This window comes from Sorangium sp. So ce363 (genome assembly GCF_051520435.1).
GTDB classification, from domain to species: domain Bacteria; phylum Myxococcota_A; class Polyangia; order Polyangiales; family Polyangiaceae; genus Sorangium; species Sorangium cellulosum_B.
In genome coordinates, this window is the sequence record NZ_CP150333.1 from 5,314,277 (window position 1) to 5,329,147 (window position 14,871).

General features: G+C 70.8%; 10 protein-coding genes. 6 read left to right on the forward strand and 4 right to left on the reverse strand.

The features are described from left to right. The first annotated feature begins 29 nt into the window (after positions 1-29). From pdhA to WMF12_RS20230, 3 genes are read left to right on the forward strand one after another with little or no spacing between them, the layout of a single operon-like run. Positions 30-1,007, forward strand: a complete 978-nt coding sequence (gene pdhA / locus WMF12_RS20220; protein WP_437873172.1) for a pyruvate dehydrogenase (acetyl-transferring) E1 component subunit alpha — start codon at positions 30-32, stop codon at positions 1,005-1,007. Then, positions 1,004-1,987, forward strand: a complete 984-nt coding sequence (locus WMF12_RS20225; RefSeq protein WP_437747272.1) for a pyruvate dehydrogenase complex E1 component subunit beta — start codon at positions 1,004-1,006, stop codon at positions 1,985-1,987. The genes pdhA and WMF12_RS20225 overlap by 4 nt, the downstream gene beginning before the upstream one ends. Before the next feature lie 39 nt (positions 1,988-2,026). Beyond that, on the forward strand, positions 2,027-3,346 hold the full coding sequence (locus WMF12_RS20230; protein WP_437873173.1) for a pyruvate dehydrogenase complex dihydrolipoamide acetyltransferase: 1,320 nt from the start codon (positions 2,027-2,029) through the stop codon (positions 3,344-3,346). A gap of 1 nt (position 3,347) precedes the next feature. Here the strand turns inward: WMF12_RS20230 and fxsT are convergent, their stop codons facing one another. The 3 genes from fxsT to WMF12_RS20245 form a co-directional block, all read right to left on the reverse strand. After that, on the reverse strand, positions 3,348-6,218 hold the full coding sequence (gene fxsT, locus WMF12_RS20235; RefSeq protein ID WP_437873174.1) for an FxSxx-COOH system tetratricopeptide repeat protein: 2,871 nt from the start codon (positions 6,216-6,218) through the stop codon (positions 3,348-3,350). A 144-nt stretch (positions 6,219-6,362) separates the two neighbouring features. Further along, positions 6,363-7,439 (reverse strand): ATP/GTP-binding protein, encoded by a 1,077-nt coding sequence (locus WMF12_RS20240; protein WP_437873175.1) that lies wholly within the window; start codon positions 7,437-7,439, stop codon positions 6,363-6,365. Positions 7,440-7,465: 26 nt separating this feature from the next. After that, on the reverse strand, positions 7,466-8,965 hold the full coding sequence (locus tag WMF12_RS20245; protein WP_437873176.1) for an SIR2 family protein: 1,500 nt from the start codon (positions 8,963-8,965) through the stop codon (positions 7,466-7,468). A gap of 238 nt (positions 8,966-9,203) precedes the next feature. Between WMF12_RS20245 and WMF12_RS20250 the strand changes: the two genes are divergently transcribed. Both WMF12_RS20250 and WMF12_RS20255 read left to right on the forward strand, forming a co-directional pair. Further along, complete coding sequence (locus WMF12_RS20250) at positions 9,204-10,169, forward strand: formylglycine-generating enzyme family protein (protein ID WP_437873177.1); 966 nt, start codon at positions 9,204-9,206, stop codon at positions 10,167-10,169. A gap of 127 nt (positions 10,170-10,296) precedes the next feature. Continuing rightward, positions 10,297-11,241, forward strand: coding sequence for a metallophosphoesterase family protein (locus WMF12_RS20255; RefSeq protein ID WP_437873178.1), 945 nt, complete (start codon positions 10,297-10,299; stop codon positions 11,239-11,241). Between the two features lie 176 nt (positions 11,242-11,417). Here the strand turns inward: WMF12_RS20255 and WMF12_RS20260 are convergent, their stop codons facing one another. Continuing rightward, positions 11,418-11,624, reverse strand: a complete 207-nt coding sequence (locus WMF12_RS20260) for a cold-shock protein (RefSeq protein WP_012236438.1) — start codon at positions 11,622-11,624, stop codon at positions 11,418-11,420. Between the two features lie 999 nt (positions 11,625-12,623). On the opposite strand from WMF12_RS20260, the gene WMF12_RS20265 reads away from it, so the two are divergent. Beyond that, positions 12,624-14,756 carry an ATPase, T2SS/T4P/T4SS family gene (locus tag WMF12_RS20265; protein ID WP_437873179.1) on the forward strand — a complete coding sequence of 711 codons (2,133 nt, stop codon included), beginning with the start codon at positions 12,624-12,626 and terminating at the stop codon, positions 14,754-14,756. The last annotated feature ends 115 nt before the right edge of the window (positions 14,757-14,871 follow it).

Consider the following 14,871-nt stretch of genomic DNA (forward strand, 5'->3'; position numbering starts at 1 on the left):
TTGCTGTTCTGCCCCTTGAGATCTCCGCGATGACTACCCTGACAAACGGCGACGATCTCCATCTGTCGCTCTACCGAAAGATGTTTCAGATACGCCGCTTCGAGGAAGAAGCGGCCCGCGCGTACGCGCAGAGCAAGATCGGCGGGTTCCTTCACCTGTACATCGGTCAGGAGCCCATCGCCGTCGGTGCTTCCGCGGCGCTCCGCCCCGACGACTACGTGATGACCACCTACCGCGATCACGGCCTCGCGCTCGCCCGCGGGATGAGCTCGCGCGCCGCGATGGCCGAGCTCTACGGCAAGGTCACCGGGTGCTCGAAGGGGCTCGGCGGCTCGATGCACTTCTTCGACAAAGAGCACAACATGCTCGGCGGCTACGGCATCGTCGGCGGGCACATCCCCATCGCCGTCGGGACCGCGTTCGCGTCGAAGTACCGCGGCGAGGACCGGGTCTCGATGGTGTTCTTCGGCGAGGGCGCGGTGAGCATCGGCGACTTCCACGAAGGGATGTCGCTCGCGGCGCTGTGGAAGCTGCCGATCGTGTTCGTCTGCGAGAACAACGAGTACGCGATGGGGACGCCGCTCTCCCGGACGCTCTCGGTCGAGGACGTCTCGCTGAAGGCGCTCGCCTACGGGATGGAGCGCGATCGCTTCAACTCCGAGCACGTCCTCCAGGTGCGTGATCGCCTCGCCGAGGCCGTCACGCGGGCGCGCACGCAGTCGGAGCCGACGCTGGTCGAGATCAGGACGTACCGCTTCCGGGGCCACTCGATGAGCGATCCCGGCAAGTACCGGACGAAGGAGGAGCTCGAGGAGCGCAAGAAGAAGGACGTGCTCCTTCGCTCTCGCGTCGAGCTCGAGGAGAAGGGCCACAAGGCCGCCCTCGAGGCGATCGAGAAAGAGGTGGAAGACGAGATCACCGACGCGATCCGCTTCGCCGAGGAGAGCCCCGAACCCGGGCCCGAGGTGCTCGAGCCCACAACCTATGCAGGACCTTTTGCGCGATGACCGTCCTAAGATTCCGTGAGGCGGTTCGCGCCGCCATGATCGAGGAAATGGAGCGCGACGAGCGGGTGTACCTCGTCGGCGAGGAGGTCGGGCACTACCAGGGCGCCTACAAGGTGACCGAGGGGATGCTCGACAAGTTCGGGAGCAAGCGCGTGATCGACGCGCCCATCACCGAGAGCGGGTTCACGGGCATCTCGATCGGCGCGGCGATGGTCGGGCTCCGGCCGATCGTCGAGTACATGACGTGGAACTTCTCCGCCGTGGCGTTCGACCAGATCCTCAACAACGCGGCGAAGCTCCGGCAGATGTCCGGCGGGCAGCTCACCATCCCGCTCGTGCTGCGGGCGCCGAACGGCTCGGCGAAGCAGGTCGGCTCGCAGCACTCACACTCGATGGAGCACTTCTACGCGCACGTCCCCGGCCTCAAGGTCCTCGCGCCCGCGATGCCGGCGGACGCCAAGGGTCTCCTCAAGTCGGCGATCCGGGACGACAACCCGGTGCTCTTCATGGAGAGCGAGACGCTCTACGGCGTGAAGGGCGAGGTGCCCGACGACCCGGATTTCATTGTGCCGCTCGGGGTCGCCTCGATCGTGCGCGAGGGGACCGACGTCTCGATCATCGCGTGGAGCCGGATGGTGCACGTCGCGCTCGAGGCGGCGGCGGAGCTGGAGAAGGAGGGCATCAGCGCGGAGATCGTGGACCTGCGATCGCTGCGCCCGCTCGACGAGGAGACGATCGTGCAGAGCGTCACGAAGACGCACCGCGCGGTCGTGGCGCACGAAGGCTGGCCGTACGGCGGCGTCGGCGCGGAGATCGCCGATCGCATCCAGCGGCTCGCGTTCGACGAGCTGGACGCGCCCGTGCTGCGCGCGACGACGCTCGACGTCCCGATGCCCTACAACGCGCGGCTGGAGCAGTACGTGATCCCGCAGGCGTCGCGGATCATCGAAAATGTTCACCGCGTTCTCTACAAAAGCTGACTGAGCGGACCCACATCCCCGATCAAGGTTGATAGACCCATGGCGAAGGTTCTGGAACTTCCGAAGCTGTCCCCGACCATGGAGGAGGGGCAGATCAGTGCCTGGCACAAGAAGGAAGGCGACGCGATCGACATCGACGATCTGCTCGCAGAGGTCGAGACCGACAAGGCGACCATGGAGTACAAGTCCTTCGATCGAGGGACGTTGCTCAAGATCCTCGTGCCTGCGGGCAGCGTGGTTCAGCTCGGCCAGCCTGTCGCGATCATCGGCACCCCGGGCGAGGACGTAAGCGCCCTCGCCGGCGGGAGCGGCGGCGCTGCCGCGGCGAAGCCGAGCGCGGCGGAGGCTCAGCCCAAGGGAGAGCGCGCCGCGCCGCCGGCCGGCGGCGACGCGCCCGTGACGAGCCCGCCGCCCGCGGCGCGCGGCGAGGCGGTCTCGCCGCCCACGCAGCCAGCCGCGCCGCAGCCGTCGTCGAACGGACGCGTGAAGGCGTCGCCCTACGTGCGGAAGCTCGGCCGAGAGCGCGGGCTCGACCTCAGCAGCGTCGCCGGCAGCGGTCCGCGCGGGCGCATCGTCGCGCGCGACCTCGAGGGGTTGAAGCCGGCGCCGGCCGCCGGGGCGGCCAAGGCGACCGCCGCCGGCGAGCTCGCTGCGCCGGAGGTGAGGCCGCTCAGCATGATGCGCAAGGCGATCGCCCGGCGCCTCACCGAGTCCAAGCAGACGGTCCCGCACTTCTACCTCTCGATCGACGTCGACGCCGATCCGCTGAACGCGCTTCGCGAGCAGATCAACGCGGATCTCGCGGCGACCGCCGCCGAGGGGGAGAAGCCGGCCAAGGTCAGCTTCAACGATCTCCTCGTCAAGGCGTGCGCCATCGCGCTCGTGCGCGTCCCGGAGTGCAACGCGCAGTTCACCCCGGACGCCATCCTCATTCACCAGCGCGTCGACATCTCGGTCGCGGTCGCCGTCCCCGAGGGCCTCGTCACGCCGGTGGTGCGCGACGTCGATCGCAAGCAGGTGCTCGACATCGCGGCCGAGGTGCGCGAGCTCGCCGGGCGAGCCAAGGCGAAGAAGCTGCGGCCCGAGGAGATGGCGAACGGCACGTTCTCGATCTCGAACCTCGGCATGTACGGGATCGACAACTTCGGCGCCGTCATCAACCCGCCCGAGGGAGCGATCCTCGCCGTGGGCCAGGTCCGTCGCGAGCCCGTCGTGCGCGGCGAGCAGATCGTACCGGGCCGCCGCCTGAGCATGACGCTCTCCTGCGATCATCGCGTCGTCGATGGCGCGGTCGGCGCGACCTTCCTCAAGGTCCTGCGCCAGCTCCTGGAGCACCCGACGCAGATCCTGATCGGCTAGCTCAGGTCGCCTCGGCGCTGCTCCCCAGGGCGTCGCCGAGGCGCGCCAGGTTCCGCGAGAAGATCTGCACGGACGGGTGCGACGGCCCGAGCGCCTTCGTGGCGATCGCCACGGCGCGCTCGATCTGCTGCCACGCGCCCGACAGATCGCCGAGCGCCTGCAAGACGCGGCCGAGGTTGTTCACGATGCTCGCCACGACCGGGTGATCCGGACCGTACGTGGTTTGCGCGATGCCGAGCGCGCGCTCCAGCTGCTCGCGCGCCCCGGGCAGCTCGCCGAGCGCTTGCAGCACGCTGCCAAGGTTGTTGCAGCCGATCGCCACCGCCGGGTGGTCCGGGCCGTAGGTCGCCTCGGCGATCTTCAGCACGCGCGCGAAGTTTGCGCGCGCGCCCTCGAGATCGCCGAGGTCCCGCAGCACGCTGCCGAGGTTGTTGATGTCCCGCGCCACGTCCGGGTGATCCGGCCCGTAGGTGTCCTCGACGATCGCGAGCGCCCGCTCGAAGTCGGCGCGCGCCCCGGCCAGGTCTCCGAGATCGCGCAGCACGCGCCCGCGGTTGTTCAGCGCGAGCGCGAAGCGCGGGTGGTAGAGGCCGTAGCTGTGCTCATCGATCTTGAGCGCCTCCTCGAACTGCTCGCGCGCTCCCTTGAGGTCGCCGAGATCGTGGAGCAGCCGTCCGAGGTTCGTGCGCCCGATCGCGACCGTCGGGTGGTCCGGACCGTAGGCGCGGATGTCGATCGCGAGCGCCCGCTCGAGGTGCACGCGCGCGCCCGCGAAGTCGCCGAGGTCGCGGAAGAGGGCGCCCAGGTTGTTGAGCCGTATCGCGACGCTCGGATCGTCGGGGCCGTACGTCGCCTCGTCGATGGCGAGGGCGCGCTCCAGGTGCTTGCGGGCGCCCGGCAGATCGCCCTGATCCATGAGCACGCTGCCGAGGTCGTTCACGTCGCGCGCGACGTCCGGGTGATCGGGGCCGAAGCTCGCGATGTCGATCGCCAGCGCGCGCTCCAGGTGCGCCCGCGCGCCGCCGAGATCGCCGAGGTCGTGGAGGACGCTGCCGAGGCTGCGCAGCACGGCCGCGACCTTCGGATCGTCGTGGCCGAACACCGCCTCGTGGAGCGCGAGCGCCCGCTCCAGGTACCCCTTCGCCTCCGCGAACGCGGCGCGCCCCTGCAGGTAGACGGCGAACCGGGCGAGGAGCCGCCCGCGCACCTCCCTCGCGACGTCGTGCGCTTCGGCCTGGCTCGCCGCGGCGAGCGCGTGCGGCAGCCATCGGGCGCAGAAGGGCCACGTCTCCACCTCGTCGCTGCTCTCGGGGAACGCGTGGTCGACGAGCCGTACCGCCGCCTCGGCCCACACCTTCCGGTCCTCGGGCGAGAGGCGATCGCGGACCACCGCCTGGACGAGCCGGTGCACGGAGAGCGCGCCTTCGTGCACGTCGATGAACGAGTAGCGGCGGAGCGCGGCGACCGCCTCGTCGAGCATCAGCGGATCGCTCAGCGCCTCGGCGAGCGCCGCCGGCAGGTGCGGCGCGGCGTCGGCGAGGCCCTCGCGCGGGATGTCATCGGGCGCCAGGTACGCGCACAGGCTCAAGAGGTCGACCGCGACGGGCGAGAGGCGCTGCGCCTCCTGGAACGCGAGGCCCCAGGTCGTGGCGATCGGCGTCGGGTAGTCCATCGGCATGCCGCGGAGCAGGAGCCCGCGCTGGTGATCACCGAAGGCGGCGTGGTAGGTCGCGATGGACGATCCCGTCTCCTTGATGGTCGCCGCCGCCTGCACCAGCGCGAGGGGGAGATCCCCGAGCGTCTCGGCGAGCTTCTCCGCGGCGCGCGCGTCGCTCTGCCCGGTCCGATCGAGCAGGAACTTCACCGAGTCGGCGCGATCCAGCGCCGGCACGGTGAGCGGGGTGGCGATGCCGCGGAAGCTCGGGTTACGGGAGGTGATAACGATGTGCCCGGTGCGCGGGTGCGGGAGGTACGGGGCGACGTCCTGCGGGTCGTTCACGTTGTCGAAGATGAGGAGCCACCTGTCGTTGCGCGACAGCCACGACCGGGCCGCCTCGATCGCGATCCGCTGGTCGGCCTCGTTCTGCTCTGGCAGGTCGAGGGCCGCGGCGAGGCGCGCGAAGTCCTCGGCCGCCGTGGCCGGCTCCTCGGCGCGGATCCACCAGACGACGTTGTACTGGCTCGCGTACCGGTGCGCGTACTCGGCGACGAGCTGCGTCTTGCCGACGCCGCCGAGGCCGCTGATGGACTGCGTGAGCGCAGCGGGCCCCCCCGTGGTGAGTGTGCTCCGCAGCTCGCTCAGGAGCTGGTCGCGCCCGGTGAAGCCCGGGTTCCGCGGCGGCAGCTTCTTGATGTGAGGCTCCGCGTCGGGCGAGCTCGACGGCCTTCGAGCGGCCGGCCGTTGCGTCGGCGGCTCCGTCTCGCGGACGGCGCTCCGGATCCCCTTCGCGATCTCCGTGAACGCCTCGCTCTGGTTGGGGTAGCTCGTCACGGGCCGCGCGCGGCTCGGCAGCGGCTGCAGCTCGCCGAGCAGCGTCTTCTCCCAGGCGCAGGGCCGCAGGATCACGGGGATGACCCGGCACTCGCCGGCCTCGTGGCGAGCGATCGCCTCTCGCATCTCCGGAGAGAGCCACGCGTCGGTGGCGAGGAAATCCGCGCTCACGAGCAGCAGCACGACCCGCGCCTCGCGCAGCCTCGCCGCGGTCGCCTCTCGCCGCTCCCTCCCTCCGCCGAGCGCGAAGCCCTGGTAATTCCGGATGACCCCCTGCCGTTTCAGCGCGTCGAGGTGGGTCTCGATCTTGGGCCGCAGGTCCTCGTCCCTCGGAGAGTAGGAGAAGAACACATCGGCGGGGCTCGTCGCCAAGGCAACCATAGTTCCTCTCGCGGGCCTTAAAGTCTCACGACCGACCTGACGCGCAACGAGAATACGCGGTCGGAAAAGACCCAGGAAGAGACGGTAGTTGACGCTCTCGGATACATGCGGGTCGAACCTCCATCGTCTCGTGGGGGGCTTGCCTTACCCCGACTCCGGCTCCGTCCTACCTTCGCGCTCCTCTTCCGTGCTCGGGGAAATCCGGCCGGAAGCCTGAACGATGCGGCGCGCCGCATCCATCCATCGCCGCCGATCGTCCCGCCGCAGCTGGTTGCGGACGACGATCTTCACGAGGCGGTGGACGCTGAGCGCGTGCGGCCGCACCTCGATCAGCGAGTGCAGCCGCAGCATCGCGATGGCGTCGTCGAGCGCGAGCGGATCGTATTCGCTGAGCGACCGCCGAGGGATCGCGTCCATCGGCAGGAACGAGCACAAGCTGAGGAGCTCCGCCGCTGCCTGGTGGCTGAACACGGCCGCGAGCGAGCTCTCCCAGGCGGTCGCGACCGTCACCGGGAAGCTGACGGGGCGCTCCAGGAGCGCGGCCGGCCGCTGCCGGAACAGGGCGAGGTACTCCGCGAGCGGGCGTCCGGTCTCCTCGATGTAAGCGCCGGCCTGCGCCAGGGCGAGCGGCAAATCGCCGAGCTCCTCTGCGAGCGCGTCGGCCGACTCCGCGTCGGTCTCGCCCGTGCGCTGGAGCAGGAAGCGCACCGACTCGGCGCGCTCGATGCCGCGGACGTTCACCGTCGTGAGACCGCGCCAGATAGGGTTCTGCGACGTCGTGAGGATGTGGCCGCCGTGGGAGACGCTCGGGATGTAGGGCTCGACCTCGCTCGGGTCGCGCACGCCATCGAAGAGGAGGAGCCAGCGACCGCGGCGCCCGAGCTTGCTGCGCACCACGCCGACTGCGCGAGCGGGATCCAGTTGCTCGTGCTCGGGCAGCCTCAGCTCCGCGGCGAGCGTGACGAAAGAGGCGTCCATCGTCGCCTGGCACTGACCGTCGATCAGGAAGACGGTGTCGTAGGCGCCGGCGTTGCGGTACGCGTACTCGATCGCGAGCTTGGTCTTGCCGGTGCCGCCGAGCCCGCAGAGCGGCGCCACGCCGCGCCTGGCGAGCGCGGCGCCGATCTCGGCGAGCAGATCGTCTCGCGCGGCCAGGTTCCGGCTGGTCGACGCGGGGACGCTCCAGATCCCGGGCGGCGGTGGCACCTCTGAATGGCTCACCGGCTGGGCGCCGGCGCTCGGTGAGCTCAGGAGGGGTTTTGGGTGAGCTGCTCGACCTGCTTTCGGATGCCCTTTGCGATGTCGGTGAACGCCTCGCTCTGGTTGACCCAGCTCGTCACCGGGCGCCCGCCCCGCGGCAAGCTGGCCAGCCTGCCGAAGGGCGCGCCCTCCCAGTCGCAGGCGTCGAGGATGACGGGGATGACGCGCGCCTCACCCCGTTCGTGGCGCTCGATCGCCTTCTGCATCTCGACGTCGTAGCAGAAGTCCGACGCGAGGAAGTCCGCGCTGATGAGCAGGAGGATGACCTTCGCGGTCTCGAGGTGCTCGGCCAGCGCCGTGTCGCGCTCCTCGCCAGCGCCGATCTCGCCGTCGTGCCAGCCGCGGATGACGCCCTTCCGCTTGAGGATGGTGAGGTGCGTCTCGAGCTTGTCGCGCAGCTCGCGGTTGCTCTCCGAGTACGAGAAGAACACCTCGATCGGGCTCGCCGGAGGCGCGGAGACGCGCTCGCGCCGCGACGCTTCGAGCGCCCCCGTCATCGTGACCGTGTCGTCGTACGCGGCCGAGTCCGGCGGGAGGTCGTACAGCGCGCCGAGCGGCGACGACGAGGGCGGGAGCTCGAGATCGGGGATCGGGGGCGGAAGGATCGAGCGACCGCGCGACGTGATCGCGCGCGGCCGGGGAGCGCACGTGCGCTCGAGGATCGCGAGCACCCGGTCGTGGCTGCCGTCGGGGGTGTCGTAAGGCAGGAGCAGGAACCCCATGTCCGCGAGCGTCTTGCGGCGGAGCGGCGTCAGGCTCGAGCCCGGGGCGATGACGAAGCGGGGCGGCGGCGAGGCCCCCGAGAGCGCGTGGATGTCCGTCAGCATCTCGTCGAAGTTCCCGTCGGCGCGTCCGAAGCCGATGAAGAGCACGGGGCACCGCGAGAGCACGGTCGTGAGCGACTTGCGCACGTCGGGCGGCGCGATCGACGCGAGGAAGCGCTCGCGCGCGAACACCCAGCTGTGCGGCTCCTTCAGCGTGCCGTGCAGCTTGAGGATGAACCGCCGCCGCCACGCGACCTCGTCGGTGACGCGCCACATGGTGTCCCACTCGAAGCCGAAGGCGCGCTCGAGCAGGTGGTTCAGGTTCGTGGTGAGCACGGCGCGCAGCTTGTCTCGCAGCGCGGCGATCGCGATCGCGATCCGCGGCGGCTCGAGCCCCTCGTCGTCGAGCGCATCCTCGACGAACGCGTTGAACTCCGCTGGGCCGAGCGCCTGCTCCGCCGCGCCCAGCGCCTCGCTGTAGCGCTGCGATCGCGCGAGGGCCGCGACCTCGGCGATCGCGACCTCGTCGCTGGTCTGCTCGCGCACCCTCTCGACGAGCAGGTCGACGAGCTGACGCCACGTCGGCAGCCCGGCCGCGGCCGAGATGCCTCCCCCCACGAAGAGCACGAGCTCTCCGCTCTCGAGCGCCTCATGCAGCGCTTCGATCACCGCGGCGTCGACCTCCGCGCTCACCGTGTTCGCGTTGTCCATAAGGGTTGACATCGAGCCCCTCGAGTCTATCGCTCCTCGGCGCGCAGCGCACTTTTGCGGCGCGTCGCGTGGTGCGCCTTCGCCGCGCGTCGCGCGACGCGCCGCAAAAGTGCGCCGCGCGGCGCAGGGTCGAACGCTCGACCAGGCGGCCCGCTGCGGTCATGACGTCCGAGACGACTGACCGCCGCATCGAGCGAAGTCGGAAGAGGCGGAAACAGTCCGCGAGGCTGGAGCATGCTACGTCTCCGACATGCGTCCGGCGGCCCTCTTCACGCTGGCGACGGTGGCCACGCTCGTCGCGTTCTCCCTGGCCGGCGTGGCCGCTCCACCACCCCGCGCGCGGCGCGCCCCGCGCCTCCCGGCGCGCGCGGAGGCCGCGCTCCCGGCGGCCGCCGCGGGCCAGCGCGCGCGCTCGCCCGCGAGCGTCGTCGCGCTGCGCGCGCCCGGTCCGCCTGCCGTCCTCGTGCGCGCGGGGAGCTTCACGATGGGATCGAGCGAGGTCGAGATCGCGCACGCGGTGACGCTCTGCAAGCTCGAGCCGGCCGGTGAGCTGTGCGTCGACGAGACCGAGGCGAGCTTCGCGAACGAGCTCGTGCCCCACGAGGTGTACCTGTCGGATTTCTGGATCGACCGAACCGAGGTGACCGTCGCGAGCTACCGCCGGTGCGTCTCGGCCGGCGTCTGTGCCGAACCTCCGTATGCCTCCGGCGGGCAGCGCTTCGATCGGCCCGAGGTTCCGGTGGTTCTCGTCTCGTGGAGCGACGCGCAGCGCTACTGCGTCTGGGCCGGCGGTCGCCTGCCGACCGAGGCCGAATGGGAGCGGGCCGCGCGGGGCGTGGCCGGGCGCCGCTACCCCTGGGGTCATGTCTACAACCCATTCCACGCGAACCACGGGAGGCTGTCGTTCGACGAGCTCGACGACGGCGACGGCTTCCTCGAGCTCGCGCCCGTCGGCTCGCTCGTGGCCGGCCGCACCCCCGATGGCATCGACGACCTCGCCGGTAACGTCGAGGAGTGGGTCGCTGACTACTACCATCCCGAGTATCCAAGCGGCAGCGCGAAGAACCCGCGGGGGCCCGACATGGGGGAGGAGCGCGTGCTGCGCGGCGGCAGCTACATCCTGGGTCGGCCCTGGCTGCGTGGCGCCGCGCGGGGGCACGACTCGCCGACTAGCCGCCGCGCGTGGCGCGGCTTCCGCTGCGCGCGAGACGCCTGAGCCGCGGCGGGCGACGCTCGAGCCGAGGCGCGCGCGACGAGCGCTCGAGGAGCGCGGCGGTTGGCCGCTGCGCGGGCTGAGGCGCGCGGCGGTTGGCCGCCGCGCCGGAAGAGCCCATACTGCGCCCGTGAGGATCGCGCACCTCTCTGACCTGCACCTCCTCTCCCTCGAGGGGGCCTTCCCGTTCCGGCTCCTGAACAAGCGTCTCACGGGCTACCTCAACCTCCGCTTCCGGCGCCACGCCATCCACAAGCCGCACGCGGTGCACGCAGCGGCGCGGGAGATACGGCGGCTCGGCGTGGACCACGTCGTCATCACCGGCGATGTCTCGAACCTCGCGCTCGAACGAGAGTTCGTCCTGGTCCGCAACTTCTTGCAGAGCGATCTCGCTCTTCCGCCCGAGCGGGTGAGCATCGTCCCGGGGAACCACGACGCGTACACGAAGGGCGCGCACCGCTCGCAGCGCTTCTCTCAGTACTTCGCGCCGTACCTGCGCTCCGACATCGTCCTCGACGCGCCTGGGAAGAGCGACGACGGTGGGGCCCCCCGCGATGGCGGAGGCTCGGCGTTCCCCTTCGTGCACCTGCGCGGGCCCGTCGCGATCATCGGCCTCTCGACCGCCTGGCCGCGTCCCCCGCTGGTGGCATCGGGGCGGCTCGGCCCGGTCCAGCTGCGCGCGCTCGAGCGAGCGCTAGAACACCCGGAGGTGCGGCGGCGAACGCCGGTCGTGCTTCAGCACCACCCCTTCCATAACCCGGCGAGCCGGGCGAAGGCCTTGCTGGAAGGCCTGGGTGATGCCGCGGCAGAGGGGCGGCTGCTGCGGCAGGTGCGCCGCGGCTTGCTGCTGCATGGGCACCTGCACCGGCGCATTCACCGCAAGCTGCACACCGAGCGGGGTCACATCGACGCCGTGGGCGCCACCAGCGCTTCGCTCCTTCACGACAGCGACGAACGGATGGCCGGGTTCAATGTCTACGAGATCGACGACGCGGGGACGATCGGGGGCATCACGTCGCACCGCTTCGTCCCGGGTCAAGACGCGTTCCGCGAGGTCCCGGTCCCCGAGCGATGAGCCCGCCGCGCGCTCGGCGCTCCGCCGAGCGCCCCACCGGAGCCGCGCGCAATCCATCCGCCGCACGCAGGACCGTCCAGGCGGGCGCGCGATGTTCGGGGCTCGGCAGTGCCGTGACTCGAGCGCAGCGGGGGCGCTGCGCGGGCAGTCCGGTGGGGCTCTGGTCAGGAGGAAAGTCAGGCGGTGGCGCGGATCACGTTGACCGCCTGCAGACCTTTGGGACCTTCTTTGATCTCAAATTCAACGGTCTCGTCCTCGAACAGACGACGGCGCCCCTCCCCGTTGATCTGCGAATAGTGAACGAAGACGTCGGGGCCAGTCTCTTGCTTGATGAAGCCCCAACCCTTCTCGTCGTTGAACCACTTAACCTTGCCAACTGCCATATTTCCTCCACTTCAGAGCTCGTCGATACCCGAGGCGCGCAGGCTGGCAGTCGGGAGGTGACCACGGCTGCGGTCCCTGATTCCGATGCGGGCTTGGCTGCATGCAGCAACCCCCCCTCGTAGACAGATCCAGCTTGCGCAGGGCGGCTGCCCAGCCGCTGGTTGATGTGCGTGCGCGGCGACTTCGACGATTCTCCCCGGTCCGAGCGGGCGCCAACGTAAACGGCTCGATGCGCCAAGGTCAAGCAGCGATGATGGTTCGGCGGGCGCTTGCGCGAGGCAGTACCGCTTCACCGGCAGTCTCCGGTTGCAGCAGCCTCCGATGAGAATTTCGCGTCGTACAGCGGATCCTGACGGCGAGTACACGATCACGCGCGGTGACGGCGCGCCGTAGGGTGCGAAGCAGAATTCGCGCAACCGTCAAGATTTGCGCTTTTATCGAAGAACTTTGTCCTTCGGCCCGCGCAGGGCGTCGTGGTCCGTGAGGGCTTCGCCATGTCACGCAGCGAGCTTCGCACGTCGGGCAGCGATCTCCTGGCCTCCGCCGCAATGGCGCGGCGACTCGGGCGCGCTCCTCGTGCTGCGCGCGTCGTGGGAGCGAGCGACGCAGCGCGCTCCGGGCGCTCTCCGAGCGCAGGCCAGGCGCTTGCGGAGCTTTTGCCGAGAACATCGATCGAGCGTTGCAGCGGAGCAGGCGACCTGCTCGGAGGACATCACGCACCTGGCGGCGCCGGCTCAGCCTGTTCGCCGACGTTCCCCCTGCGCGCTGGCGCGACAGCTCGGCGGATCGATCCCCGGACCGGCATCGCGCGCTCGACCTGCACCGCGCCCGGTGCGTGCGCTCAGGGGGCGTAGGCGGCGCAGTCCCGGGCTCGAGCCCGCTCGCCGCCCGGGAGCAGGAATCGAAGGCATCTCGTTGACATGTCTGTTCGAGCTTGCTCGTATGGCGTGGCGAGGGCATCGGGTCTCACCTCCGCCCTGGCCCCGCGAGGCGACGAGATGTTCTCGGTGATCATCAGCGAGAAAGGGGGCGCGGAGCGCCGCGAAACCTTCGACCGGACAGAGATCAACGTCGGCCGCGTGCAGGGCAACGACCTGATGCTGCCGAAGGGCAACGTGTCGAAGCGACACGCTCGGCTGCTCTTCCGCGACGGGCGCTTCATCGTCACCGATCTCAAGAGCACGAACGGCACGTACGTCAACGGCCGGAAGATCGCTCAGGCGACGATCGTTCGCGAAGGCGACAAGATCTACATCGGCGACTTCGTGCTGCGGATCGAGACGGCGGCGGCCGGGACGGCCCCTCCGGACAGCACGGCGCCTCCGCGCGCGCCGGAAGAGATGTCCGGCGAGCCGGGACCTCTGCCCGATCGCGGGCCGCCGCCGTCCGCCGAGAAAGGGCTGCACCGGTCGGCGCCGTTGCCGCTGATCAACGAGAGGGGCGAGCCGTCGCGCACCAGCCAGGGCGTGATCAGCCACTTCCCCCTCGAGAACGATCCGGACGAGTCGGTCGACGCGGCCGCGGCCATCCCCGTCCCCGGTCCGCCTCGCATCCCCTCGCCTCGTCCGCCGCTCACGCCGGGCTCGCAGGGCGGTGCGTCCGTCCCGCCGCTGCCTGCGCACCCGGCGATGACCACCGCACCGCCGGCGCGCGACGGCCGCGCCGTCAACGCCGCCACACCGCCCCCACAGGCGCCGCGCCCGTACGCGACCGCGACCCCGCTGCCTGCACAGAGCACAACGAGCACCGCCGCGGTGTCGCCGCAGGGCGCCTCGAACGTCGCCGTCCATCCGAGCGTGGTCCCCATCCCGAGCCGGCGCGCCATCCCGCCCGTCTCGGATCGGGTCGACCGGGGACAGGGCGACTCGGCGCATGCCGTGGCGCACCGCCGGGCGCTCGGGCGCCTCATGGAGCGGCTCGCCGACCTGGTCGACCTCACGCCGCTCGACAGCGGCGCGCCGCCGGACAGCGCGCTCGCTCAGCGCATCGCGCAGGCGAGCGCCGCGGGCGCGGAGGCGCTGCGCGCGGCGGGCGAGCTCCCCCCCGAGGTCGACGTCGAGGCGCTCGTGGCCGACGCGCAGCGGGAGCTCCTCTCGCTCGGCCCGCTCGACCGCTTGCTCGAAGACGCCGAGGTGAGCGAGATCCAGGTGTTCCGCTACGACCACGTGATCGCGATGCACGGGCGCAGGCGCGTCATCGCGGAGGTCGGGTTCAGCAGCGAGCGCGCGGTCGGCCGGGCCATCCGCCGGCTCTGCATGGCGGCCGGCCAGCCGATCGAGGCGGGCGCGAGCTTCGTCGAGCGGACCCTGCCGAAGGGGCGCCGCCTGTTCGCGGTGCTGCCGCCGGCCGCGACCTCCACCCTGGTGATCCGGAAGCCGCAGCGCCCCGACGTCACGCTGGACGACCTGGTGCGCAACGGGACGATCTCGCGCGCGATGGCCGGGTTGCTCGCCCAGTGCGTGCTCGGTCGCGGCAACCTCCTCGTCACCGGGACGCGGGACGCCGGGACGGGCTGGCTGCTCGGCGCGCTCGCTGCCGCGGCGCAGCCCGACGACCGGTTCGTGGTGCTCCAGGAGGAGGACGAGCTCGCCCTCGATCAGCCGAACACGCTGTCCATCGCGCTCGGGGCCACGACGGACGAACGCACCCGGGCCGTGCGGGCGGCCGTACGCATCCGGCCGGAGCGGGTCGTGGTGAGCTCGTTCTCGGGCCACGTCGCGGCCGAAATCGTGGACGCCATCGGCGGCGGCATGGACGGCGTGCTCGCGGCCTCCCGCGCGCCGACGTTGCGGCAAGCAGTGACGAGGCTCCCCGCCGACATCGCCGCGACCCGCCCCGGGATCACGCCGGAGACGGCGCGCGAGTGGCTCGCCTCGTCCTTCGACCTCGCGATCGAGATCGCGCTGCTCCGCGACGGTCGCCACCGGGTGCTCCGCATCGCGGAGCTCGCGGTGGAGGGCGGGCAGATCGCCATTCGCGACGTCTTCACGTTCGTGGTCGAGCGGACGGCCGCCGGCGGCGCGCTCGAGGGGACGTTTCACCCCTCCGGGCTGGTGCCGGACATCGTGGAAGATCTTCAGTCCCGCGGGGTCAGCGTCGATACGTCGACCTCGTTCCGGCGAAATCGCTAGCGGCTGTCCGCGCGAAGGCTGGCCAGCGTGGCCAGCGCGAGGCACGCGGAGCCCACGCAACACGCGAGATGAGAGCGTCTTGACGGGCGCCAGCTAGGAACGGAGGTTATGATGC